Source organism: Mycetocola manganoxydans, from assembly GCF_003667545.1.
Taxonomy (GTDB): domain Bacteria; phylum Actinomycetota; class Actinomycetes; order Actinomycetales; family Microbacteriaceae; genus Mycetocola_A; species Mycetocola_A manganoxydans.
Genome location: NZ_RCUV01000002.1, coordinates 154,614 through 178,839, shown reverse-complemented (window position 1 = coordinate 178,839; position 24,226 = coordinate 154,614). Strand labels below are relative to the sequence as shown.

General features: G+C 66.5%; 20 protein-coding genes. 15 read left to right on the top strand and 5 right to left on the bottom strand.

Annotation, left to right across the window (positions count from 1 at the left end; all coding sequences use genetic code 11):
* Window positions 1-245 precede the first annotated feature (245 nt).
* From xylB to D9V29_RS02095, 4 genes are all read right to left on the bottom strand, one after another.
* Complete coding sequence (gene xylB, locus D9V29_RS02110) at window positions 246-1,643, bottom strand: xylulokinase (RefSeq protein WP_121671663.1); 1,398 nt, start codon at window positions 1,641-1,643, stop codon at window positions 246-248.
* A 92-nt stretch (window positions 1,644-1,735) separates the two neighbouring features.
* Window positions 1,736-2,926: a xylose isomerase gene (gene xylA, locus D9V29_RS02105; RefSeq protein WP_121671711.1), complete on the bottom strand. Its 1,191-nt coding sequence runs from the start codon at window positions 2,924-2,926 to the stop codon at window positions 1,736-1,738.
* 193 nt (window positions 2,927-3,119) lie between these two features.
* Window positions 3,120-4,652, bottom strand: a complete 1,533-nt coding sequence (locus D9V29_RS02100) for a glycoside hydrolase family 43 protein (RefSeq protein WP_121671662.1) — start codon at window positions 4,650-4,652, stop codon at window positions 3,120-3,122.
* Window positions 4,649-5,605, bottom strand: a complete 957-nt coding sequence (locus D9V29_RS02095) for an acetylxylan esterase (protein WP_308428552.1) — start codon at window positions 5,603-5,605, stop codon at window positions 4,649-4,651. Before D9V29_RS02095 ends, D9V29_RS02100 begins: the two co-directional genes overlap by 4 nt.
* Window positions 5,606-5,792: 187 nt before the next feature.
* Between D9V29_RS02095 and D9V29_RS02090 the strand changes: the two genes are divergently transcribed.
* The 12 genes from D9V29_RS02090 (at window position 5,793) to D9V29_RS02035 (ending at window position 20,542) form a co-directional block, all read left to right on the top strand.
* On the top strand, window positions 5,793-6,983 hold the full coding sequence (locus tag D9V29_RS02090) for an ROK family transcriptional regulator (protein WP_121671660.1): 1,191 nt from the start codon (window positions 5,793-5,795) through the stop codon (window positions 6,981-6,983).
* 306 nt (window positions 6,984-7,289) lie between these two features.
* Window positions 7,290-8,519, top strand: a complete 1,230-nt coding sequence (locus D9V29_RS02085) for a multidrug effflux MFS transporter (RefSeq protein WP_121671659.1) — start codon at window positions 7,290-7,292, stop codon at window positions 8,517-8,519.
* A 180-nt stretch (window positions 8,520-8,699) separates the two neighbouring features.
* Window positions 8,700-10,994: a carbon starvation CstA family protein gene (locus D9V29_RS02080; RefSeq protein ID WP_121671658.1), complete on the top strand. Its 2,295-nt coding sequence runs from the start codon at window positions 8,700-8,702 to the stop codon at window positions 10,992-10,994.
* Window positions 10,991-11,182, top strand: coding sequence for a YbdD/YjiX family protein (locus tag D9V29_RS02075; protein ID WP_121671657.1), 192 nt, complete (start codon window positions 10,991-10,993; stop codon window positions 11,180-11,182). The genes D9V29_RS02080 and D9V29_RS02075 overlap by 4 nt, the downstream gene beginning before the upstream one ends.
* A 150-nt stretch (window positions 11,183-11,332) precedes the next feature.
* Window positions 11,333-12,340 carry a LacI family DNA-binding transcriptional regulator gene (locus D9V29_RS02070; protein WP_121671656.1) on the top strand — a complete coding sequence of 336 codons (1,008 nt, stop codon included), beginning with the start codon at window positions 11,333-11,335 and terminating at the stop codon, window positions 12,338-12,340.
* A 289-nt stretch (window positions 12,341-12,629) separates the two neighbouring features.
* Window positions 12,630-13,946 carry an ABC transporter substrate-binding protein gene (locus D9V29_RS02065; protein WP_308428553.1) on the top strand — a complete coding sequence of 439 codons (1,317 nt, stop codon included), beginning with the start codon at window positions 12,630-12,632 and terminating at the stop codon, window positions 13,944-13,946.
* Between the two features lie 91 nt (window positions 13,947-14,037).
* Complete coding sequence (locus D9V29_RS02060; RefSeq protein ID WP_121671654.1) at window positions 14,038-14,946, top strand: carbohydrate ABC transporter permease; 909 nt, start codon at window positions 14,038-14,040, stop codon at window positions 14,944-14,946.
* Window positions 14,947-14,957: 11 nt separating this feature from the next.
* Complete coding sequence (locus D9V29_RS02055) at window positions 14,958-15,926, top strand: carbohydrate ABC transporter permease (RefSeq protein ID WP_308428554.1); 969 nt, start codon at window positions 14,958-14,960, stop codon at window positions 15,924-15,926.
* 2 nt (window positions 15,927-15,928) lie between these two features.
* Window positions 15,929-17,269 carry an arabinan endo-1,5-alpha-L-arabinosidase gene (locus tag D9V29_RS02050; protein ID WP_121671653.1) on the top strand — a complete coding sequence of 447 codons (1,341 nt, stop codon included), beginning with the start codon at window positions 15,929-15,931 and terminating at the stop codon, window positions 17,267-17,269.
* Window positions 17,262-17,993, top strand: a complete 732-nt coding sequence (locus tag D9V29_RS02045; protein ID WP_183084887.1) for a YesL family protein — start codon at window positions 17,262-17,264, stop codon at window positions 17,991-17,993. The genes D9V29_RS02050 and D9V29_RS02045 overlap by 8 nt, the downstream gene beginning before the upstream one ends.
* A complete protein-coding gene (arfA, locus tag D9V29_RS02040; protein ID WP_121671651.1) occupies window positions 17,990-19,495 on the top strand; it encodes an arabinosylfuranosidase ArfA in 1,506 nt (501 codons plus the stop codon). The genes D9V29_RS02045 and arfA overlap by 4 nt, the downstream gene beginning before the upstream one ends.
* A 9-nt stretch (window positions 19,496-19,504) precedes the next feature.
* Window positions 19,505-20,542, top strand: a complete 1,038-nt coding sequence (locus D9V29_RS02035) for an arabinan endo-1,5-alpha-L-arabinosidase (protein ID WP_121671650.1) — start codon at window positions 19,505-19,507, stop codon at window positions 20,540-20,542.
* 88 nt (window positions 20,543-20,630) lie between these two features.
* On the opposite strand, the gene D9V29_RS02030 is transcribed toward D9V29_RS02035, so the two are convergent.
* Window positions 20,631-21,458, bottom strand: coding sequence for a DUF2382 domain-containing protein (locus D9V29_RS02030; RefSeq protein WP_121671649.1), 828 nt, complete (start codon window positions 21,456-21,458; stop codon window positions 20,631-20,633).
* 194 nt (window positions 21,459-21,652) lie between these two features.
* Between D9V29_RS02030 and D9V29_RS02025 the strand changes: the two genes are divergently transcribed.
* The 3 genes from D9V29_RS02025 to D9V29_RS02015 all read left to right on the top strand — a co-directional run bounded on the left by D9V29_RS02025 (window position 21,653) and on the right by D9V29_RS02015 (window position 24,225).
* Complete coding sequence (locus D9V29_RS02025) at window positions 21,653-22,348, top strand: phosphatase PAP2 family protein (protein WP_121671648.1); 696 nt, start codon at window positions 21,653-21,655, stop codon at window positions 22,346-22,348.
* A complete protein-coding gene (locus D9V29_RS02020) occupies window positions 22,345-23,127 on the top strand; it encodes a GNAT family N-acetyltransferase (RefSeq protein WP_121671647.1) in 783 nt (260 codons plus the stop codon). Before D9V29_RS02025 ends, D9V29_RS02020 begins: the two co-directional genes overlap by 4 nt.
* A 66-nt stretch (window positions 23,128-23,193) precedes the next feature.
* Window positions 23,194-24,225 carry an aldo/keto reductase gene (locus D9V29_RS02015; RefSeq protein WP_121671646.1) on the top strand — a complete coding sequence of 344 codons (1,032 nt, stop codon included), beginning with the start codon at window positions 23,194-23,196 and terminating at the stop codon, window positions 24,223-24,225.
* Window position 24,226: the final 1 nt, after the last annotated feature.

Genomic DNA, 24,226 nt, shown 5'->3' with positions numbered 1-24,226 from the left:
TCGTCCGGGACGGGTGAAAACGCGGTCGGGGATGCGCCGGCCGTCGTGGGGACCGTGTTCGGTTGTCACTAATGCGCGCAAAGTCGCCGTTACCGGTGCGTTGGTGGCAACTGAACGCGAGAGGGGCGGATGCCGCGGCATCCGCTCGCGAATTCACGCACTCCGGTCGGGTTCACCCGTTACGACGGGTGTATTGATCCGGGGTGAGTGAAAACGCGGCCGGGGATGCACCGCGCTCAGGCGGGTCAGGCTCGGTGCGCGCGGTACTGCTCGCGGATGACCGGCCGGAAGTCGACCTCGGGTTCGGCGACGATCGACAGCGGCCAGGCCGGACGGTCACCGGTGAGGACCCACGCCGCCTGGACGGCGGCACCGGTCGCGACGTACTCACCCGGCGTCGGAATGACGACGGGAACCTCGAACACCTGGGCGGCGATCTGCTGGACGGCCGGGTTCTGGGCAGCACCACCGACGATGAGGATCCGGCGGGCGTCGACGCCCTGGGCGCGAACCGCCTCGAGTCCGTCGGCGAGCCCGCAGAGCAGACCTTCGATCGCGGCGCGGGCGAGGTTCTCGCGCGTCGTCGAGCCGAGCGTCATGCCGAAGAGCGTCGCTGTGGCGTCCGGAAAGTTGGGCGTGCGCTCGCCCTCGAAATACGGCTGCAGCACGAGTCCACCTGCGCCGGGCTCAGCGGTGAGCGCGAGGGCGCCGAGTTCGTCGTGGCTGACGCCGAGCAGGGCGGCGATGGAATCGAGGATCCTTGCGGCGTTGAGCGTCGCGATCAGGGGAAGGAACAGCCCGGAGGCGTCGGCGAATCCGGCGACAGTGCCCGAGGCATCCGTCGCGGGGGTCTCGGTGACGGCGAAGACGGTGCCGCTGGTTCCGATCGAGAGAACAACGTCTCCGGATGCCGCGCCCAGGCCGAGTGCGGCGCCCGCGTTGTCTCCGGCGCCGGGACCGACGAGCGTTCCCGACGGCATGGTTCCGGCTGGCTCGCCCGGGCCGAGCACGCGGGGCAGCACGGCGGAGTGGCCGAGCGCGCGTTCGAACAGGTCGAGGTCGTACTCGCCGGAGATCGCGGACCAGTATGCGGTGCCCGACGCGTCAGAGCGGTCAGTCGTGAGCTCGTCGAGCACAGGGCCGAGTTCCGATTCGCCGGCGGGACCGAACCCGCGGAGGCGCCAGGTCAGCCAGTCGTGGGGGAGCGCGACCGCTGCGACGCGAGCGGCGTTCTCGGGTTCAGCGTCGCGCAGCCAGCGCAGCTTCGACGCGGTGAACGACGCGACCGGCACGACGCCGAGCCGCTGGGCGTATTCCTCGGCGCCCACTTCGGCGATGAGGTCACGCGCGGCCTGTGCGCTGCGGGTGTCGTTCCAGAGCAGGGCGTCACGGATGACGCGTCCGTTTTCGTCGAGCACGACCATGCCATGCTGCTGGCCGCCGACCGAGATTGCGGCGACATCATCGAGACCGCCGGCCTCGGCGATCGCGGAGGTGAGTGCCTCCCACCAGGCGGACGGCGCCACTTCGGTTCCGTTCGGGTGCGACGCGCGGCCCTGCCGCACGATGGCGCCGGTAGCGGCATCCGTGATCACGATCTTGCAACTCTGGGTCGATGAGTCGACGCCGGCGACGAGGGTCATGAGGCCTTTCGGGGAGTGTCGGGAGAGAAAGAACGTAAGCCCCGTCGGATGGTGCTCGCCAATCCGACGGGGCTCACGCCCGGTGTGGAGATTTAGCGCGCGTTCAACAGGTGCTCGAGAGCGAGCTGCTGCAGGCGGACGAAACCGAAGCCCTTGCCGTTGAAGTATGCGTTCGCGTCGAAGTCCTCGTAGGCGGACCGGTCGGCGAGGAAGTCGTCGTAGCTCTCGCCCTCACCGAGGGTGGGGCTGGCCAGCTCGTCGACGCGCGAAGCGGCGAGTGCTTCCTGCACCTCGGGGTCTGCACGGAACGCCGCTGCCCGCTCCTTGAGGAGGAGGTAGGTGCGCATGTTCGCTGCCGCGGAGTCCCAGACGCCGTTCTCGTCCTCCGTGCGGCTCGGCTTGTAGTCGAAGTGACGGGGTCCGTCGTAGGCAGGTCCGCCGTTCGGGCCGCCGTTTTCGAGGAGGTCGACGAGCGAGAAGGCGTTCTGCAGGTCACCGTGACCGAAGACGAGGTCCTGGTCGTACTTGATGCCGCGCTGGCCGTTGAGGTCGATGTGGTACAGCTTGCCCGCATCGAGGGCCTGCGCGATTCCGGCGGTGAAGTTCAGCCCGGCCATCTGCTCGTGGCCGACCTCGGGGTTGACGCCGACGAGCTCGGGGCGGTCGAGCGTGTTGATGAACGCGATGGCGTGACCGAGGGTCGGCAGCAGGATGTCGCCGCGCGGCTCGTTCGGCTTCGGCTCGATCGCGAAACGGATGTCGTAACCCTTGTCGGTGACATAGTCGCCGAGCAGGTTGACGGCTTCGCGGTAACGCTCGAGTGCCTGACGGATGTCCTTGGCGACGTCGTACTCGGCGCCCTCGCGGCCGCCCCACATGACGAAGGTCTTGGCGCCGAGCTCAGCGGCGAGGTCGAGGTTGCGCATCACCTTGCGGAGAGCGAACCGGCGCACGTCGCGGTCGTTGGAGGTGAATCCACCGTCCTTGAAGACCGGAGCCGAGAAGAGGTTGGTGGTGACCATAGGAACGATGAGACCGGTGTCGGAGAGGGCCTGCTTGAGGCGGTCGATCTGCGTCTGGCGCTCAGCGTCGGTCGAACCGAACGCGAACAGGTCGTCGTCGTGGAAGGTGAGTCCGTATGCGCCGAGCTCGGAAAGCTTCTCGACGGCGTGCACGGCGTCGAGTGGCGCACGGGTCGGACCGCCGAAGGGGTCGGCTCCGTTGTAGCCGACGGTCCAGAGTCCGAAGGAGAATTTGTCGTCGCGGGTGGGGGTCAGGCTCATTGCATGCTCCGGTTTCAGCATCGTTGGTGATTTGTTGGATATGTGAACATATTACACAGCGGATGCCGTTCCGGCTACCGCGATTCGCGGGTCCCGTATGCGTTCGGGCGGAGAATCGTGGGGTCCGTCGAAAATAGGCGGCCGGACCCCCTGTTTTTCCGCCCGAACGCACACCGAGCCGCGCTGGCTGGCGTCAGGAGAGGCCCGGACGGTAGTGAAAGCTCCGCACGGTGACAGCCGCGCCGAGGCCACCGGCGACGAACGGACCGACAAGAGTGCCGACGAAACCGCCGGCGCGTTCCGAGCTGAGGATGCGGGCGTCGGCTTCGGCGACGGTGTGGGTGTCCGCACCAACGGTGATGCTGAAGCGGACCTCGAGCCCGTGCAACTCGGCCGCAAGGGTCATGTCGCCGTTCGCCGGATCGAGGTCACCGAGAACGGTGCCGACGACCGAGTCGACCCCGTTCTCATGCGCGATCGCGTCGGCACGCCAGCCGTGCTCGTCCATGCTGAGCTCGAGCCGGAGGTGGAAGGCGGCGCTCTGCCTGAGGGCGAGCCCGGCCGTCGCGTGCTTGGGCGGCGCAACGCGCATCGACGCCCGCATTTCGGGATCACGCAGTCGCATACCGAGGAAGGCCGGGGTTCCGTCGCCGCTGAGATCGGTGTCGGTGGAGAGCAGGACAAGGCCGTCACCGCCACTGTCGACGAAATCCGCCGGGCCGCGGATGCTGAGCCAGTGTGCACCGAGCGCGGTACTTGCCGTGAAGTCGTCGTGCAGGGTCGCCGGGCGCGGGGTGCCGCCTGGCCACGGCGTCGAGCCGGTCTCGCTGAGCCGGCCGACGCCCGGGTTGAGCACAGGCCAGCCGTCCTGCCAGGCCACCGGGGTGAGGAAGGTTTCGCGGCCGAGGACGTGAAACCCGTCGAGCGATCGGACGCCGAGGACGAGCGCCCACCAGGAGCCGTCCTCTGCTTCGACGAGGTCGGCGTGGCCGACGTTCTGTACCGGGAAGTCCTCACCGAGGTGCCGGTGCGTGAGGATCGGGTTGCGCGGGCACCCCTCGAACGGTCCGGTCACGCTGCGCGAGCGGGCGATCGACACGGCGTGGTTGCGCTCGGTTCCGCCCTCAGCCGTCACGAGGTAGACCCAGCCGTCGTGGTCGAACAGGTGAGGGCCCTCGGACCAGACGGCACCCCGGAGTGCCCCGGTCCAGAGCACATGTTCCTCTCCGACCAGGGTGCCGGCGTCGAGGTCGAGTTCGCGCAGCCAGATCTCGGTCTGCTGTTCCCATTCCGGAGACGCAGCCGGGCGGCATCCGGCCCACCATGCCTTGCCGTCGGCGAAGTGGATCGTGGGGTCGATTCCCTGGGCGTCGTCGAGCCAGACCGGCTCTGACCACGGCCCAGCGGCATCCGTCGCTGTCAGGTAGAACGAGCCGGGATGTTCACCGCCGACGACCGTGCAGGCCAGATAGAACAAGCCGTCGTGGTGGCGGAGAGTGGGGGCGTAGAGTCCGCCGGAGTCATTGACGTCGTGCAGCGGAACCTGGCCCGGCCGGTCGATCGCGTGGCCGATGCGGTTCCAGGTGACGAGGTCGGTGCTCGAGTGCAGCGGGATGCCGGGAAAGTACTCGAAAGACGAGCTCGCGAGGTAGAACGTGTCTCCGACCCGGCAGACGGACGGGTCGGGATGGAACCCGGAGAGGACGGGGTTCGAGTACTCGGTCATCGGTTCCCGTCGATCGTCCGGAAGAAGGCGATCGCCCGCTGTTCGTCGACGATACCGCCGCCCTCGTGCCCGTTGTACTGCCAAAGAGACATCGACTTCTCGCCCGCGTACAGGTTGTACGCACCGTAGATCGTGGACGGCGGGCAGGTGGCGTCCATCTGGCTCGCCGAGAACAGGGCGGGCGCCTGGGCGCGGCGGGCGAAGTTCACTCCGTCGAAGTAGGGGAGAACCGCCGCGACCGCCTCTGTCTTGTCGCGGTGAACGGCGAGGAAGTCCCGGATCTCCTTGTACGGATACGCGTCGGTGATGACGGTCGCGCGAGGGAAGTCGCACAGGAACGGGACGCACGGGGCGATCGCGGCAAGATCGGGAACGAGACCGGCGACGGCGAGCGCGATGCCGCCACCCTGGCTCTGCCCAAAGACCGAGACCCGCGCGGGATCGATGAACGCCAGCTCGCGGACGGTGTCGATCGCGCGCACCGCGTCGGTGAACAGGCGCCGGTAGTAGTAACTCTCCCTGCTGTCGATGCCGCGCGTCATGACGCCGGGGTACTGGGGGCCGGTTCCGACCGGGTCGGGGGTGGCGCCCATCGACCAGCCGCTGCCCTGCCCACGCGTGTCCATCTGGAAGTGCGCGAATCCGGCGGATGCCCACAGCAGGTTCTCGAGGTGGTGGCCGCGGCCGCCACCGTAACCGACGTAGTGCACGACGGCGGAAAGCGGGCCGGTCACTCCCTTCGGCACACGCAGCCACGCCTTGACCGGCTGTCCGTCGAAACCGGAGAACGTCACATCGAACACATCGATGGTCGCCAACGGTGAATCCACCGGTTCGAGAACGACAGCGGATGCCGCGGCGCGCGCGGCCGCGATGGTCTCGTCCCAGAACGAATCGAAGTCGTCCGGCTCGACCTGGCTGCTGCGGTAGTCGGGGAGTTGGGCTGCTGGCATGTCGACGTACATCGGTGGACCTCTCGAAGGCGCGGGCGGAAGCTGATCAAGACTAGCGAGTGGCTCACGGGCGTCGGGTGACGTGCTTCGACGCACTCGGCGGGGGATGGTGCACGCGGCGCGCGCTGTCGGTATCGTTCCCAGCAGGCGGAATCCCGCCGCCCAGCGACAGAATGCGGTGTGAACAGTGAACAATCGCGGCACCAACCTCGACACGGTCCGGCGGTACAATCTCTCCCGGATCCTCGGCCTGGTTCACCGCGAGGGCGCCGTGTCGCGCTCCGTTCTCACCAGGGAGACCGGGCTGAACCGGTCGACGGTCGCGGCACTCGTCAGTGAACTGGCCGCACTGCACCTCGTCGTCGAGGCCGAGCCCGACGGTGCCCGCGGTGTCGGCCGTCCATCCCCCGTCGTGCGGCCGCACCCGGACTGCGTGGCTTTCGCCGTGAACCCGGAGCAGGATGCCATCACCGTCGGAGTCGTCCGGATGCACGGTGAGGTCGTGGCCCAGGTCCGCCATGAAATCGATCAACCACTCGGCGTCGCCGAAACGGTTCGGGTGACGGCGGAACTGATCGCCGGCCTGCGTGCCGAGCTCCCGGCATCCGCTGTCGTTGTCGGCGTCGGCGTCGCCGTACCCGGTCTCGTGCGGATGCCTGACGGTCTCGTTCGCCTCGCACCGCACCTCGGCTGGGTCGACGAACCGGTCGCAACGCTGCTGGCAGACGCCACCGGCTACCCGGCGCGGGCGGCGAACGATGCGAGCCTCGGTGCGCTCGCCGAACACAATTTCGGCGCCGGTCGCGATGTCGCCGACCTCATCTATCTCAATGGTGGAGCGAGTGGTATCGGTGGCGGCGTGATCATCCGCGGAACGCCGCTTGGCGGCGTCGGCGGGTACGCGGGCGAGTTCGGGCACAACCTTGTCACCGCGCCGGACGGACCGGACCAGCCGTCGACGGGCGGCGCGCTCGAGGACGAGGTGAACCGTGGCAGGCTGCTCGACCTGCTCGGGCTGAAATCCGCCGATCCCGCCCAGCTCGAGCGGGCGCTGCTCGAGTCGGATGCCCCCGAGATCTGCGGTGAGGTCGAGCGCCAGCTCGGCATTCTCAGCATCGCCCTCCGGAACGCGATCAATGTGCTCAACCCCGAGCTCGTCGTGCTCGGTGGGTTCCTCGGCTCGATCTACGCAGCGAACTCCGAACTGCTCGATCGGCTCGTTGCTGGCCAGACGCTCGCCGCCTCCTACGAGGGAGTGCGGATCGTCCGGGCGACCCTCGGCGCTGACCTGCTGCTGATCGGGGCGGCGGAGCTCGCATTCGAGCCGCTCATCGACGACCCAGCGCGACTCGCCGGAAGCGTCGCCACTCCGGTCTGACGGCGGTCCCTGCACGTCCAACAGGCGCGCATCCCCGTGATGCGGCCGTTTCGCCTGTTGAACGTGACATGTCACCGATTGCGCCTGTTGGGCGTGCGCGCGACCACCCAATAGACGCGAGCGTGACGGAGCGGAAGCGGTACTGTGCCGAGATCGCCGGCTGTTACTGTTGACCGTCGGTCTCGAATCGGTTCGATGACGCATCGCCTGACGGGAATATCGCGCTCTCCACGCGGTTACGGTCAGGGCGCCGGCAGTCTGCCCGTGGCATCCGCAGCCCCTCGCTTCGTATCTAGGACCCAACTCGTGACTACTGTTGTGCACCCCGGAGACGCTCTCTCGCGCCGCCAGAGACTCGTCTACATTCTCGTTCTCGGTTCGCTGACCGCGCTCGGACCGTTCACTATCGACCTCTACCTGCCCGCGTTTCCCGTGCTCGAGGACGAACTCAACGTCTCGGCGACGCTCATCCAGCTCACCCTCACCGGCACGACGATCGGGTTCGCGGTCGGCCAGTTGTTCATGGGCCCGTGGAGCGACAAGGTCGGTCGGCGGCTTCCGCTCATCCTCGCGACGAGCGTGCACATCGCGGCGAGCGTCGGTGCCGCCCTCGCTCCCGACATCGTCTGGCTCGGCGTCTTCCGGGTCCTGCAGGGTGCAGGCGCTGCCGCAGGTGGTGTTGTCGCGATGGCGATGGTCCGCGACCTCTTCGGAGGAAAACCCCTCGTGCGGATGCTGTCGCGCCTGGCCCTCGTCAACGGTCTCGCCCCGATCCTCGCTCCCGTGATCGGTTCTCAACTGTTGCTGTTCCTCGACTGGCGCGGACTGTTCGTGTTCCTCGCGCTGTACGGGGTACTGGTGATCATTGCCGTGGCTCTCTTCATCGTCGAGACCCTGCCGCCGGAGCGGCGGGTCGTCGCCGGGCACTCCACCGTTGGCGATCGTTACCGGTCGGTATTCAGCGACCGCGTGTTCGTCGGCGTCGCCGTGATCGGTGGGATGAGCTTTTCGGGCCTGTTCGCGTACCTGTCCGCCTCGTCGTTCCTGTTCCAGGAGGTCTACAACCTCGACCCGCAACAGTACGGCTACCTGTTCGCGATCAATTCGCTCGGCATCGTCATCGGTGTGCAGGTGTCGTCGCGGCTGATGCGCCGGTTCGGCCCGCAGTGGATCCTCGGCGCGACGACCGCGACGCAGGCGATCGCCGCTGCCGCCATCATCCTGTTCGATTCCTCGGGTGCCGGCTTCCTCGGCATCCTGATCCCGCTGTTCTTCTTCATCATGGCGGCCGGGTTCGGGTTCCCGGCGGTTCAGGTTCTCGCACTCGTCAACCACGCGCGTGAAGCGGGCACAGCGGCATCCGTTCTCGGTGCACTCAACTTCGGCCTCGCCGGTCTGATCTCGCCGATCGTCGGTTGGCTGGGCATCGACTCGGCCGTACCGATGGGCTCCGTGATGCTCGTGACGGCGCTCGTGTCGATCTCGGCGCTGTGGTTCATCGTGCAGCCGAAACGGGTACCGGCGCTCGTCGGCTAGGTGCCCTGACCGGCGCGCCGCGCGGGCTGATCGGTGCCCGCGACGCGCCGAACGTCCGCCTTCGGACCAATGCGCCCCGAAAGGGGGATGCCGGTTGTAGCATCGAGCGCAGAACTCACTCGCAGCGCGGCGATGTCGGATGCCGGACGGCGCGGGTGAACCGCGACAGAGGGGTCCGCAATGAGTGACGATGTGAAGCGCACGCGACCGGAGGCGGGCGACACGGCCGCGGTCATCGAACAGGACCCGGCGCTGCCGCCGGTCACCGTTCCCGAAGCAGAACGCGAGGCCGAGGAGCGGCACTGGACTCCGCTCAAGATCGCGATCTGGGCGGCGATCGCGCTGCTCGGGGGTGTGGCCTGGGTCATGCTCGCCGTCGTGCGTGGGGAGACGGTCAACGCGATCTGGTTCGTCTTCGCCGCCGTCTGCACCTATCTCATCGCTTACCGGTTCTACTCGAAGTTCATCGAGCGGGCGATCACCCGCCCGGACGACCGACGGGCAACCCCGGCGGAGTACAACGCGAATGGCAAGGACTACGTTCCGACCGATCGCCGCGTTCTCTTCGGCCACCACTTCGCCGCCATCGCGGGAGCCGGCCCGCTCGTCGGGCCCGTGCTCGCCGCGCAGATGGGGTACCTGCCCGGCACACTGTGGATCATCGTCGGCGTCATCCTCGCCGGCGCCGTCCAGGACTACCTCGTGCTGTTCTTCTCCACCCGTCGCGGCGGCCGTTCGCTCGGCCAGATGGCTCGCGACCAGCTCGGCCGCGTCGGCGGAACCGCGGCCATCATCGCGACCCTCGTGATCATGGTGATCATCGTCGCGATCCTCGCGCTCGTCGTCGTCAACGCCCTCGGGGAGAGCCCGTGGGGCGTCTTCAGTGTGTCGATGACGATCCCGATCGCACTGTTCATGGGTGTGTACCTGCGCTACTTCCGCCCGGGCAAGATCACCGAGGTGTCGATCATCGGCTTCGTGCTGCTCATGGCGGCGATCGTCGGCGGTGGCGCCGTCGCCGCCACCGAGTGGGGCGCTGCCGCGTTCACCCTCGACCGCACGACGATCGCGTGGGGAATCATCATCTACGGCTTCATCGCGGCGATCCTGCCGGTGTGGCTGCTGCTCGCGCCCCGCGACTACCTCTCCACTTTCATGAAGATCGGCACGATCTTCATGCTCGCCGCGGCAATCATCTTCGTCCGCCCCGAGATCACCGTCCCCGCGTTCAGTGAGTTCGCGGGCGATCCGGCCGGTGGTCCCGTCGTCGCCGGTTCCCTGTTCCCGTTCCTGTTCGTCACCATCGCGTGTGGTGCGTTGAGTGGATTCCATGCGCTCATCGCATCCGGAACCACCCCCAAGCTTCTCGAGAAGGAACGCCAGGCCCGCTTCATCGGCTACGGCGGCATGCTCATGGAGAGTTTCGTCGCGATCATGGCGCTCGTCGCCGCGATCTCGATCGACCGCGGGCTGTACTTCGCGATGAACGTCTCAGCGGCCAACACCCTTGGCACAGTCGAGGGAGCCGTCGCGTTCGTCAACTCGCTCGGGCTCACCGGGGTGAACCTCACTCCGGAACTGCTCACCCAGACCGCGCAGAACGTGGGCGAGGAGAGCATCGTCTCGCGCACCGGCGGTGCACCGACCCTCGCACTCGGGCTCGCCCACATCATGCAGTCGTTCATCGGTGGCACCGCGATGATGAGCTTCTGGTATCACTTCGCGATCATGTTCGAGGCGTTGTTCATCCTCACCGCGGTCGACGCCGGAACCCGGGTCGCCCGGTTCATGCTGCAGGACACCCTCGGCAACATCGTCCCCAGGTTCCGGGATGCGAGCTGGACCCTGGGAGCGTGGATCTGTACGGCGATCATGGTTGCGGCGTGGGGAGCGATCCTCATCATGGGGGTCACCGACCCGCTCGGCGGGATCAATACGCTGTTCCCGTTGTTCGGTATCGCCAATCAGCTGCTCGCAGCGATCGCACTCGCGGTGTGCCTCGCGATCGTGGCCGACCGCGGCTACTTCAGGTACCTCTGGGTCGTCGCCCTGCCGCTCGCGTTCGCGACCGTCGTGACGGTGACGGCGTCGCTGTACAAGATCTTCTCGCCGGTTCCTGCCGTGGGCTACTGGGCCCAGAACGCGGCGTTCCGTGAGGCGCTCGCCGCGGGCGACGAGAGCTTCGGCACCGCACCGACGCGCGCCGCGATGGAAGCGGTCGTGCGGAACACCGTGGTGCAGGGGTCGCTCTCGATCCTCTTCGTGACGCTCACCGTGATCGTGATCGGGGTCGCCATCTTCCGCACGATCCGCGCGTTCCAGAACGGCGGAGGCGTCAACACCGAGGACCCGGTCGTTCCGTCGAGGATCTTCGCCGGCTCCGGCCTGGTGGCGACGAAGGCCGAGAAGCGGATCCAGAAAGAGTGGGACGCGCTACCGGTCGAACGCCGCCGGGCGAAGGCGAGGCACGAATGAACGCCATCGTCTCCGGTCTGAGCGCCGCAGGGAGATATCTCAAGGCGGTGATGGGTGACAACGCGTACGAGGTGTACCTCGCCCATCACGCCGCGAGTCACCCGGGTACTCCTGCCCTGCCCGAGCGCGTGTTCTGGCGCGAACGCGACGACGGACAGGACCGCAACCCACAGGGTCGCTGTTGCTGAGTGCGGGACGGATGCCGCGGCATCCGACTCGCACTCAAGCCCCCAATTCGCGTACCCCGGCTGCTTTGTTGTCCTGCAACGTTGTAGGTTCATAATCACAGCACGCGGCGATCCGCCCGTGCAGAAGCAGTCCACAGAGCGGGAATTTCGATGGCGGTCACCCTGCATGACGTCGCGACGCTGGCAGGCGTGTCGATCAAGACGGTGTCGAACGTCGTCAACGACTACAAGCACATCCGGCCGACGACGCGCGAGAAAGTGCTCGCCGCGATCGACACGCTCGGTTACCAGCCCAACATCTCGGCCCGCAGCCTGCGCTCGGGCAAGACGGGGGTCATCGGACTCGCACTGCCCGAACTCAGCCTCAGCTACTTCGCCGAACTGGCGGATGCCGTCATCCGCGCGGCAGAACGACGTCACCTCGTCGTCCTCATCGAGCAGACCGCAGGGGGTGACCGTGAGCGTGAGATCGAGATGCTCTCGAGTCCGCGCCTGCAACTCACCGACGGTTTGATCTTCAGCCCGCTCGGCATGAGCTCGGACGACGTCGGGTATCTCAACGTGTCGTACCCGCTCGTGCTGCTCGGTGAGCGGATCTTCGGCGGCCCGACCGACCACGTCACGATGCGGAACGTCGAAGCCGCCAAGGCTGCGACCGCGCACCTGATCGCCAGGGGGCGCACGCGGATCGCCGTGATCGGGGCGCACGAGGGTGAGGTCGTCGGATCTGCTGCGTTGCGGTTGCGGGGATACCTCGATGCGCTCGCGGAGGCCGGCATCGAACCGGATGAGTCGCTCATCCGCTACGTCGGTCTCTGGCATCGGCTCGACGGCGCCCAGGCGATGCACGAACTGCTCGACTCCGGGGTCGAGTTCGACGCGGTGTTCGGCCTCAATGACACGCTCGCCCTCGGCGCGATGCGTGTCCTCCAGGAGTCAGGCCGTCGCATCCCGGACGACGTCGCCGTGATCGGATTCGACGGTCTCGACGAGACGAAGTATTCGCTGCCGACGCTGTCCACCGTGGATCCCGGTCGTGATGAGATCGCCGACATGGCGGTCGACGTGCTCGTGGAGCGCATCGCGAACCGGGATGCTCCGCCCAGGCAGTACCTCACCGACTTCTCGGTGATCGGCCGCGAGTCGACCGCAGACTGACGGAATCCGCCCGCCCGAGGGCGGGTACTCCCGCGAGTTGCCCAGGTTCGCGGGTGTCGCGCCGCCCGCACCCGCGAGAGTGGGCAATTCGCGATCCACGCAACTTTTCCAACGTTGGAAAAATGTTGCCCGAAACTATTGACGCCCCATACGGCGCCGTGGCACAGTTCAGTACAACGTTGTAAAAACAACACGGCCGACGATGCCCATCCCGCTCAGCGTGCGAAGCATCCAGCCATCCAACAGCACAGCCAAACGGGAAGGACACGTGATGAAGACGTCACGTTTGATGGCCACATCTGTAGCAATGTTCGCTGCAGCCGGTCTCTTGCTCAGCGGATGCTCCGCCTCAGCCGGCGAGGACTCCGGCGAGAAGAAGCTCACGTTCATGTTCCGCGGGGGTGAAGACGAGAAGAAGGCCTACGAAAAGGCCATCGCCGAATTCGAGAAGGCGAACGACATCGAGGTCGACGTCATCGTCACGACCGCGGACCAGTACATCACCAAGCTCAAGGCAGCCATCGCAGGCAAGAAGGTCCCCGACGTCTTCTACATCAACCAGGGCGACGTGCAGTCGTACGTCAAGAACGGCGTCGTCAAGGACATCACCGAGTACGTCGAAGGCTCGGACACGATCGACCTCGACAACATCTGGGAGTACGGGGTCGACAGCTACCGCTACGACGGCAAGCTCGTCGGCGACGGCGCGATCTACGCTCTCCCGAAGGATGTCGGACCGTTCTCGTTCGGATACAACAAGACAATGTTCGAAGAGGCGGGCATTCCGCTGCCGGACAAGGACACCCCGCTCACCCTCGACCAGTTCGTCGACATCTCGAAGCAGCTGACGAAGGACACCGACGGCGACGGGAAGACCGACCAGTGGGGCACCGGCCTCAACGTGCAGTGGAACCTGCAGCCGTTCGTCTGGTCGAACGGCGGGGACTGGCTCAACAAGGACCGCACGAAGGTCACCGTCGACACCCCTGAGTTCGCCGAGGCGCTCCAGTGGTTCGCCGACCTGCAGAACGTGCACGCCGTCACCCCGTCGGTCGCCGAGGCGCAGACCCTCGACACCTACCAGCGCTGGATGAAGGGCGAGCTCGGGTTCTTCCCGGTCGGCCCGTGGGACGTCTCCACCTATGAGAAGCTCGACTTCGACTGGGACCTCATCCCCTACCCGGTCGGTGAGAGCGGAAAGAGCGCCACCTGGGTCGGCTCGCTCGGTATCGCCGTCTCGAACGGAACCGAACACCCTGAAGAGGCCGTCAAGCTCGTCGAGTACCTGACCGCAGACGCCGAAGCCCAGCAGAGCCTCGTCGACGCCGGGATCCAGATCCCGAACCTCAAGGACATGGCAGACAGCTGGGTCGAGGACTCGACGACCAAGCCAGCGAACAAGGAGGAGTTCCTCCAGATCGTCAACGACTACGGCCGTGGACTCCCCGCCAACAACACCTACAACAGTGAGTGGTACGACGAGTTGTTCACCAACATCCAGCCGGTGATCGACGGCAAGCAGACCGCCGCCGAGTATCTCAAGCAAGCCCAGCCCAAGATGCAGGCGTTCCTGGATGCCGCCAACCAGCAGGCAGGTATCGGCTAACACCGAGATCGGATGCCGCGGCGTGCGTCGCGTACGCGCGCCGCGGCATCCACCCCTCTCCCTCTCGACCCTGATCAAGGAAGATCCTCGAATGACCGCGACATCGACACCGGTTCGCCGCTCCCGGCTCCATCGCCGTGAGCACCTCGCTGCGCTTGGCTTCGTGGCCATCCCGCTGATCGGGTTCCTGCTCTTCACCCTGTACCCGCTGCTGTTCAGCGTGTACGCCTCGTTCACCAGCTGGAACGGCCTCGGAGACCCGACCTTCAACGGCATCGCCAACTACATCCAGATGTGGAACGATCCCTACTTCGCCAAGGCGATGTGGAACACCTTCTTCATGATGATCGGCATCCCGATCGGGCTCATCATCTCGTTGGTGCTCGCCCTCGCGCTCAATCGCAAGATGCGCGGAACCACCTTCTTCCGCACCGTGTACTACGTGCCGGTCATCTCCTCGATCGCCGCCGTCGCCATTCTCTGGCAGTGGGCGTTCAACGGGGACTTCGGTCTCATCAACCAGACGCTCGCACTCGTCGGCATCGACGGCCCGAACTGGCTGATGGACACCGCGACGGTCAAACCGGCCCTCATCATCATGGCGATCTGGAAGGGCCTCGGCTACTCGATGCTCCTCTACCTGGCTGCACTGCAGTCCGTGCCCCGCCACCTCTACGAAGCGGCAGCGCTCGACGGCGCAAACGCGTGGAACCAGTTCCGCCACATCACGCTTCCGATGGTGCGCCCCGTCACCTTCTTCCTCGTGGTGACGAGCATCATCGGCGGCTCGCAGATCTTCATCGAAATCAACATCATGACGCCGACCGGCGGCCCTGAGTTCAGCTCGGCGAGCATCGTCTGGTACATCTGGCAAAAAGCATTCAGCCAGCTGCAGATGGGTTACGCATCGAGCATGTCGATCGTGCTCGGACTGATCATCTTCGTCATCACCGTCATCCAATTCCGGCTCAACCGCCGCAACTCGTTCTCGATCGACTGAGGCAGGCCACCATGTCGTCATCAACGTCAGCTCTCGCTCCCACCGGCGGGCCAGCCGCCACCGCCCTCGGCGCACCACCGCTCGCCCCGGACGCCGGGCTCCCCGGAGCCCCGGCCCCCGAGCGCGGCCGCGCACCGATGAGCCGCAAGGGCCGCTACTCGCTCGGCAACGTCCTGGTCACGATCGTCCTGTCGATCGGCGCCGTCGCCATGCTCGCGCCGCTGATCTGGACCTTCTCGACCTCGCTCAAGACCCGCGACAGCGTCTTCGCACTGCCGCCGCAGTGGATCCCCGACCCGGTGATCTGGGAGAACTACCTCCGCGTGTGGACGGCGGGCCCGCTCGCGAGCGGTATCCAGAACAGCCTCATCGTCGCGTGCTCGGTCACCATCATCGGTTCGCTGTTCTCCGCCCTGGCCGCGTTCGCCTTCGCCAAACTGCGGATGCCGTTCAAGAACGTCCTCTTCCTCGGCCTGCTTGCCGGGTTGATGATCCCGTTCCCGACGATCATGATTCCGCAGTTCATGGTCTTCGCCGAGATCGGCTGGGTCGACACCCTGCTGCCGCTGATCGTGCCTGGCATGTTCGGCAACATCGTCATGATCTTCTTCCTGCGGCAGTACCTCGCCACGGTTCCCGACTCGATCATCGAAGCGGCGAAGCTCGACGGTGCCTCCTACCTGCAGATCTTCTTCACGCTCATCTTCCCGGCGATCAAGCCGGCGCTCGCCGCCCAGTTCATCCTCTGGTTCATGGCCGTCTGGAACGACTACCTCGCCCCGATCATCTACCTGAACACGCCCGAGAAGCAGACGCTGCAGCTCGTGATCGCGAACTTCAACGCCGCATACGCGATCCAGACCGACTACCCGCTCATCATGGCGGCATCGTTCATCGCGCTCCTGCCCGTGCTCATCGTGTTCGTCATCTTCCAACGCCAGATCATCGAATCCGTCGCCCTCACCGGCGCGAAGGGATAGCCATGTCGATCCTCGACTCGAGTGTCTCCGCCGTGCCTGAACGCCTGATTCCGGCTCCCACCGGCGACTCCTCCGCATGGGGTGCGCGCCACGCCCACGACCCCACCGTCGTCAGGGGCGACGACGGCGCCTGGTACATGTTCTCGACGGATGCTGTCGCCAACGCCACCGAGATCCCCTCCGGTGTTCACGTGCGCACCTCCCGCGACCTCGTCACCTGGACCTACGCGGGCACCGCACTCGACGGCGTCCCCGCCGAGGCGTTCGACTGGACCGGTGCGCCCGGGCTCTGGGCACCGGAGGTCGTGCGCTGGCCGGGCGACGACGCACGCTGGCACATGTATTACTCCGCGTCGACCTTCGGGTCGAACACGTCCGCGATCGGCCTCGCCGTGGCATCCGACCTCGCCGGCCCCTGGGAAGACCGCGGAATCGTCGTTGCGACGAAGAAGGGAGAGACGACGCAGAACGCGATCGACGCTGCCGTCACCTTCGACCGCGATGGCGCCCCGTGGCTGACCTATGGGTCGTTCTTCTCGGGCATCCACACGCTCCGGCTCGATGCCGTGACCGGGTTCGCCGCGACACCGGGCGACCTGGGGACGGTCATCGCACGTCGGCCGAAATCGGTCGACACCGCGATCGAGGGCGCGTATGTCGTGTACCGCGCCGACGAAGACCGGTTCGTGCTGTTTGTCTCGTACGACTCGCTGTTCTCGACCTATCACGTTCGCGTCGCGGTCGCGGTGGAGATCACCGGGCCGTACCTCGACGTCAACGGCCGCGACCTCACCGACCTCGACGCAGACCCTACGTCGATCGGCACCAAGATCCTCGGGAGCTACCGTTTCGACGGTGACACCGGCTGGCTTGCGCCCGGGCACAATTCGATCCTGACCGAGCCCGGCGAGAACGGTGACGAGTACTTCATGGTGCACCACGTGCGCTTCGCCGACGACCCGACCCAGCACGTCGTCCAGTTGCGTCGTGTCTTCTTCACGGATGCCGGCTGGCCGGTCGTCTCGCCGCAACCGTTCGCGGGGCGCGAGCTCGAGTCGCTTCCCGGACCCGTCCCTGTCGACGGCGTCTGGAGCGTGCTGCGCCTCGACCCGGCATCGACGGACATCATCGACGCCGTCCCACTTCCGGTGTCGGTCCCAGCGAGCCCGGACCTCCTGGTCTCGGGCGAGCCCGAGCGGGTCCGGCTCTCGGTCGGCGCGACCGAACTCGATGCCGTCGTGTTCGCCTCGTGGAACTGGGCCGCAGGGCGTCCAGGGCTCTCGTTTGCCGGACTCGACTCCGATGGTGTCGCCTGGCAGGGAACCGCCGGCCGCCATGAGTGACGCCGGAATCGGCTGGGCCGGCCGGGTCATGGCCTGGCTGCGATTCGCTCTCGCCCTCGTCGTGCTCAACCTCCTCTTCATCGCGGGAACGCTCGCCGGGCTCATCGTGTTCGGGCTCTTTCCGGCAGCGGTCGCCACCTCCATCGTCGCCGCCCGCCTGCGCGCAGGAGTCCCACCGGACTCGATCGTGCGCGACTTCGTCATCGCCTACCGCAGCCAGTTCCGGCACCTCGCCGTCGTCTCGATCCCGTTCACTCTCGCGACGCTCCTCATCGCGGTCGACCTCGTGGCTTTCCAGACCCTCGCAGCCTCCGGCGACCCGCTCGCCGCCGTGCTTTTCGCGGTGTTCCTCACCTCCACCCTGCTCACCGCCCTCGCCGCGTTCGCCGCGGTCTCGATTTGCAGTCGCTACCGGGCATCCGCGCGGGCGACCTGGCGGTACGCGATCGTATTGCCCCTCGTCTCACCGGGTATGAGCGTGTCGCTGATCGTCAGCCTGGGCGTGCTCGCCTACGCGCTGATGGCGTTCGGCGTCCTCGTTCCGCTCGTCGGAGCATCCGTGCCCCTGTTCGTGGCCGGCTGGATCATAGACACCCGCCTCGCGCGGCTCGCCCCTGCGGGTCGCCCGGAGATCGGGGCTACGGTAGCCGACAACCCTGTTCACCCGGCAGCTCGCGTCGTGAGTTCGCCGCTGCACCACCAGAGAGAAGGAATACCCGCGTGACCACCGCAACAATCGCCATCGACCGCACAGCAGTCGTTGCTCCCATCAACCGCCGGATCTTCGGCTCGTTCGTCGAGCACCTCGGACGCTGCGTCTACGACGGCATCTACGAGCCGGGGCACCCGACGGCGAACGAGGATGGTTTCCGCCTCGACGTCATCGAGCTCGTGAAGGAACTCGGGTCGACGACGATCAGGTACCCCGGCGGAAACTTCGTCTCCGGCTACCGCTGGGAAGACGGCGTCGGCCCGCGCGAGGACCGTCCGGTGCGGCGCGACCTCGCGTGGCACGCTCTCGAATCGAACCAGGTCGGCACCGACGAATTCGCCCGGTGGTGCAAGCTGACCGGCTCCGAACTGATGATGGCGGTGAACCTCGGCACGCGGGGAATCGAAGCAGCGCTCGACCTGCTCGAGTACACCAACCACCCCTCGGGGACCGCTCTGAGTGAGAAGCGCATCGCCAACGGGGCAACCGAGCCGTATGACATCCGCATGTGGTGCCTCGGCAACGAGATGGACGGCCCGTGGCAGACCGGGTACATGACCGCTGACGACTACGGCAAGATCGCCGCGCGCACCGCCCAGGCGATGAAGGCCGCTGACAAGAACCTCGAACTCGTCGTCTGTGGTTCGAGCGGATCGGCCATGCCGACGTTCGGCGACTGGGAGCGCACGGTTCTCGAGCACAGCTACGAGCACGTCGACTACATCTCCTGCCACGCCTACTACCAGGAGCGCGGCGGCGACCTCGACTCGTACCTCGCCTCGTCACTCGAGATGCAGTACTTCATCGAAACCGTCGTCGCGACAGCTGACCACGTCGGCAACAAGCTGCGCAGCAAGAAGAAGATCCAGCTCTCGTTCGACGAGTGGAACATCTGGTACCTCGACGAGCACCAGGCCTCAGACGAGGTCAACGAGGGCTGGGAGTTCGCCCCCCGCCAGCTCGAAGACGTCTACTCGGTGGCGGATGCCGTCGTGCTCGGCAACCTTCTCATCACGCTCCTCAAGAACCACGACCGCGTCGGCTCCGCATCGCTCGCGCAGCTCGTGAACGTGATCGCGCCCATCATGACTGAGCCCGGTGGAGCGGTCTGGCGCCAGACCACCTTCTTCCCGTTCTCCGTCACGTCACGCCTCGCCCGCGGCGAAGTGCTGCGCCCCCGGATCGACGTCGGCACCTACGCGACAAAGGTCCACGGCGATGCGCCCCTCGTGGACGCGGTCGCAACGGCTGACGCCGAGACCGGTTCGAGCGCTGTGTTCCTCGTGAACCGCAGCCAGACCGAGTCGATCGAGGTGTCGATCGACGTCTCCGGACTCGAGGCATCCACCATCACCGAAGCCGTCACCCTCCACGACGACGACGTGTACGCCAAGAACACGCTCGAGGACCAGAACCGGGTCGGACTCCGCGACCTCTCGGGCGCGACCCTGGCCGATGGCATCCTGACCGTGACGCTGCCGCCGGTGTCCTGGTCCGCCCTGGGCCTGGGCTAGGTCGACGACATGGCAGTTTCGCACCCACAACCCTCGAAGAGGCGCCGTTCGGGTGCGAAACTGCCGTTTCGCGCCGCGACGCTGACGGTGGCCGTCGCGATCGCGCTCAGCGGATGCTCCGCGTCGGTCGCGCAGGAATCCCCAGCGTTGCCCGAACCAACCGGCAGCACCGACACGCACGACCCAGCGCTTGTCCGAGGGGCCGAGGGTGAGCCGTGGTTCATCTACTCGACCGGCAACGGGCAGGTCGGCGACGGCAACATTCAGATCCGGCGCTCAGACGATGGTGTCGACTGGGAGTACGCGGGCGAGGTGTGGCCGGAGAAACCGGCCTGGCTCGAAGAAGCGGTGCCAGGCGTCGACAACCTCTGGGCGCCCGAGCTGTACGAGCACGACGGCACCTGGTACCTCTACTACTCGGCGTCGACCTTCGGAAGCAACGCGTCGATCATCGCGCTCGCGACCAACACGACGCTCGACCCGGATGCCGCCGGTTACGAATGGGTGGACCGGGGAACGGTTCTCTCCTCGACCGGGACGGACTTCAACGCGATCGACCCCGGCATCGTCCAAGACGCCGACGGAACACCGTGGATGAGCTTCGGGTCGTTCTGGAGCGGGCTACGGATGGTCGAACTCGCGTGGCCCGGAGGAATGCCGGTCTCAACGGACGAACCGATTCTGCTCGCCGACCGGCAGTCGCCGCCCAACGCGATCGAAGCGCCGTACATCCTGCCGCACGACGGGTACTACTACCTCTTCTTCTCGCGGGACTCCTGCTGCCAGGGCGTCGACAGCACCTACAACATCGCTGTCGGCAGATCGAAGGAGCTCACAGGGCCCTACGTCGACGCCGACGGTGTCCCGCTCACCGAAGACGGCGGCAGCCCGGTGCTTGAAACCGACGGGTCGCGGATCGGGCCAGGCGGGCAGTCGGTGGGTGACGGCATCCTCGCCTATCACTTTTACGATGAGGAACTGGATGGGATGTTCCGGCTCGGGCTCGCGACGCTCGGCTGGGTCGACGGGTGGCCGGTCGTTCGCTGAACACGTGCCTTCGACAGCACAGAGAGGGCAGTTCGGCACCGGCCGTGAGCCGGTGCCACCGAACTGCCCTCTCGCTGGGCTCCTCGGGTCAGAGCCGGTCGGTGCCTCGTGTCGTTGCGTCGCCGTCGAGTTCGATCTCCTCGTGGCGCACGTCCTCGGTCACGTTCTGCTGTTCGGTCACGGTTTCCTTGTCGAGCCGAACCCGCTCCACCGGGACCGTCTCCTTGTCGACCACGACCCGCTCCTCGGTCAGGGTGACTTCGTGCTCCTCGTCACTGAGATCGGGGCCTGACAGTGCGTCGCCGACGTTTGCGTCGGTGATCGGCTCGCGCTCGAGACGAACCTCTTCGCGCTGCACCGGAACCGTCACATTCTGTTGCTCGGTGACGACGTACTTGCGCAGACGGGCCTTGCCGGTCTGCACCTTCTGTGTGCCGACGTTGAGTTGTTCCTCCGAGCGGGTCATCGCCGAATCGGTGTTCGGGCCGGAAGTGTCCTGACCGGGTCCACCCACGCCGCCGGAGCGGTCGGTGTCGGTGTGGCTCGCCTCCGTGCGGGTGGTGTCTGTGCCCCCGCCGGTTCCCCCGCTGGTGTAGCTGCCGGTTCCGGTCATTCCGTAGTACTCGTAGAGCGCGTCCTGGTCGGCGGGGCTGAGCTCGCCGTCCACATCGACGCGCGGGGCGTCCTTCACGAAATCCTTCTCGTAGCCGACCCGAAGACCGTCGGTGCCGAGGGACGCATCCTCCAGGGGAACGAAGGATTCAGAGGTCCCAAAGAACCCGGTATTGACGCTCGCCCAGAGGGCCCGCCCATCATCGGGATCGACATAGACCTGACCGACTTTGCCGATCTTGTCCCCGCTGGAGTCGTAGGCCGTCGAGCCGATCACGCTGTCGATGCTGCTGGTGTCGATCATCACAAAACTTCCTTGTCTCGAGAGTTTTCGCTCGGGGGGCAGCTGGCGACGCGCAGCGGGTCACTGCGCTGCATCAGTATGCGTCGAACCCTGTGTCGACACGATGGGCTTGACACGTTTCGGAACCGGTCGCAACATGCGCAACCCCCGCCATCAAAGTGCTGCTTTTTCGGACCTCGGGGCATTATGGAGAAATGTCTCAACACCAGGCCGACCCAGCCGCCAAACGGGTCACTCATCGCTGGCCGTACATCTCCGGGGGAGTCGCGATCCTCCTCGGCATCCTCCTCGCCTTCCTCATCGTGCAGCGCGGGAACACGCTGCCGTTCGCGCTCGACTCCGAGTGGAGTGAAGAGGTCTTCGACGACGACCGGCTGCCGTTCCTCGAATGGATGTCGTACGGGATGAACTGGCTCGGCGGTGGGATCTTCGGCACGTACATCCTTCCGATCCTCATCGTCATCATCCTGCTGCTGATCAAGCGCCCGTGGTCGGCGCTGTTCTTCGCCGTCGTGTCCCTCGTGAGCGTCGGCGTGGCCCAGCTGATCAAATCGCTTGTGGGCCGTGAGCGCCCCGAGGACATGCTCGTCATGAGCGACTTCGGCTCGTTCCCCTCCGGACACGCGGCGAACGCGGCCACCATGGCGGTCGCTCTTGGCATCATCTTCCCTCGGGTCTGGGTGTGGGTCGCCGGGTTCCTCTGGGTTGCGCTGATGATGTTCTCCCGCACCTACCTCGGTGTGCACTGGCTCACGGACACCATCGGTGGGGCGCTCCTCGGCGCAGGCGTCGTGCTCATTCTCTGGGCTCCGTTCGCGTCTCGCATCTCGGGCGAACCGGTGCGGAAGAAATCCGCTGTTGTCCCGGACAGCAGGGAACCGGTGGCGTGAACTCGCCACGCGACCAGGCGGATGCCGCTGCTGCCGCGTGCGCAGCAGGCATCCGTTCTGCGACGCGGCTGGAGGACTACGCGGAGATCGGCCGCCTGCTCGACGAGACCTGGGGACGCGGCTCCGGCGCCGACCCGTCGTTCGTCCAGGCGATCGCGCACGCAGGCAACACCGTCCTGCTCGCCGAGCGCGACGGAAGTACCATCGGTGCCCTCGTGGGTGTCCTCGGCTGGGATGACGGCGTGCACGTGCACTCCCACGTCGCCGCTGTGACCCCGGATGCCAGGGGCGGGGTCGGGTTCGCGCTCAAGCTCGAGCAGCGGGCGGTCGCCCTCGAGCACGGCGTGAGTGAGGTGCGGTGGACGTACGACCCGCTCATCCGCCGCAATGCCCACCTCAATCTGGGAAAGCTCGGCGCGACGGTGCGTGCGTACCTGCCTGACTTCTACGGCCGGCTCGATGATGAGATCACCGGGTCGGACCACAGCGACCGGTTCGAGGTGAGCTGGCAACTGAATTCGCCAGACGTCGCCGCGGCGATCGACCTGGCGCTCACGCGGGTCTCTCAGCGCGGCGCGGGTGCTGTGTCTCCCGCGCCACGCCCGAGCGCCAGCGCGCACGGCATCCGCTTCGAGTTGCATCCCGATTTCGAGGCGCTCCGCCTGGCCGATGCCCGTGCCGCAGCCGAATTCCGCGATGCTTCCCGCGCGGTCTTCGGCCCGGCCTTCGACGAGGGACTCGCGGTCGACTTCGTCGACGGCGGCTACGTCTTCCGCTGACCCGCAACCCCCTTCACCTCGGTTAATGCCGGCGGGTAGTGTCAGACGCTCATCGAAGGGACCCCCATGGAATACCGCACACTTGGCCGCTCCGGCGCGGTCGTCTCTGCCCACGCTCTCGGAACCATGACGTTCGGCGCTGAAGCCGACGAAGCGACATCCGGTGAAATTCTCACCACGTTCGTCGAGGCAGGCGGCACTTTCGTCGACACCGCCGATGTCTACAGCGCAGGCGTCTCCGAGGAGATCATCGGGCGCTGGCTTGCCGACCACCCCACCGAAGCTGCGTCGATCGTGCTCGCGACGAAGGGCCGTTTCCCGATGGGTGATGGCCCGAACGATGTCGGACTGTCGCGGCGCCACCTCCGTTCAGCGCTCGATGCCTCCCTCGCCCGTCTTGGTGTGGACCACATCGACCTGTACCAGATGCACGCGTGGGATGCCCTCACACCGATCGACGAGACCCTCCGTTTTCTCGACGACGCGGTGACCGCGGGCAAGATCTCCTATTACGGTTTCTCCAACTACCTCGGCTGGCAGCTGACCAAGGCCGTCGCCGTGGCATCCGCTTCTTCTTTCACAGCACCGGTGACGCTGCAGCCGCAGTACAACCTCCTCGTGCGTGACATCGAACACGAGATCGTGCCCGCAGCGCTCGACGCGGGCATCGGGCTCTTGCCGTGGTCGCCGCTCGCCGGCGGCTGGCTCAGCGGAAAGTACGAGCGCGACGTGCCGCCGACCGGATCGACCCGGCTGGGCGAAAACCCGAAGCGCGGCATGGAGGCGTGGGAAGCACGCAACGCGAACGAGCGCACGTGGCGGGTTCTCGATGCGGTAGCCGAGATCGCGGATGCCCACTCCGCGTCGGCCTCGCAGGTGTCGCTCGCGTGGCTGGGTGCGCAACCGGCGATGACCTCGGTGATCCTTGGAGCGCGCACGATCGAGCAGCTCACCGACAACCTCGGCGCGGTGGACCTGGCCCTCAGCGCAGAGGAACTCCAGCGGCTGACCGATGCCAGTGCGCCCGAACTGGACGACTATCCGTACGGCGCCGCGGGAATTGCGCAGCGGAACCGTCCGGTTGACGGCGGGCGGTAAG

Coding starts and splice junctions, on each gene's coding strand:
- D9V29_RS02050 (WP_121671653.1), top strand. CDS start 15,929: ATGTCGATCCTCGACTCGAGTGTCTCCGCCGTGCCTGAACGCCTGATT.
- D9V29_RS02055 (WP_308428554.1), top strand. CDS start 14,958: ATGTCGTCATCAACGTCAGCTCTCGCTCCCACCGGCGGGCCAGCCGCC.
- D9V29_RS02045 (WP_183084887.1), top strand. CDS start 17,262: ATGAGTGACGCCGGAATCGGCTGGGCCGGCCGGGTCATGGCCTGGCTG.
- xylA (WP_121671711.1), bottom strand. CDS start 2,926: ATGAGCCTGACCCCCACCCGCGACGACAAATTCTCCTTCGGACTCTGG.
- D9V29_RS02060 (WP_121671654.1), top strand. CDS start 14,038: ATGACCGCGACATCGACACCGGTTCGCCGCTCCCGGCTCCATCGCCGT.
- D9V29_RS02080 (WP_121671658.1), top strand. CDS start 8,700: ATGAGTGACGATGTGAAGCGCACGCGACCGGAGGCGGGCGACACGGCC.
- D9V29_RS02075 (WP_121671657.1), top strand. CDS start 10,991: ATGAACGCCATCGTCTCCGGTCTGAGCGCCGCAGGGAGATATCTCAAG.
- D9V29_RS02025 (WP_121671648.1), top strand. CDS start 21,653: ATGTCTCAACACCAGGCCGACCCAGCCGCCAAACGGGTCACTCATCGC.
- D9V29_RS02100 (WP_121671662.1), bottom strand. CDS start 4,652: ATGACCGAGTACTCGAACCCCGTCCTCTCCGGGTTCCATCCCGACCCG.
- D9V29_RS02065 (WP_308428553.1), top strand. CDS start 12,630: ATGGCCACATCTGTAGCAATGTTCGCTGCAGCCGGTCTCTTGCTCAGC.
- D9V29_RS02035 (WP_121671650.1), top strand. CDS start 19,505: ATGGCAGTTTCGCACCCACAACCCTCGAAGAGGCGCCGTTCGGGTGCG.
- D9V29_RS02095 (WP_308428552.1), bottom strand. CDS start 5,605: ATGCCAGCAGCCCAACTCCCCGACTACCGCAGCAGCCAGGTCGAGCCG.
- D9V29_RS02015 (WP_121671646.1), top strand. CDS start 23,194: ATGGAATACCGCACACTTGGCCGCTCCGGCGCGGTCGTCTCTGCCCAC.
- D9V29_RS02070 (WP_121671656.1), top strand. CDS start 11,333: ATGGCGGTCACCCTGCATGACGTCGCGACGCTGGCAGGCGTGTCGATC.
- D9V29_RS02030 (WP_121671649.1), bottom strand. CDS start 21,458: ATGATCGACACCAGCAGCATCGACAGCGTGATCGGCTCGACGGCCTAC.
- xylB (WP_121671663.1), bottom strand. CDS start 1,643: ATGACCCTCGTCGCCGGCGTCGACTCATCGACCCAGAGTTGCAAGATC.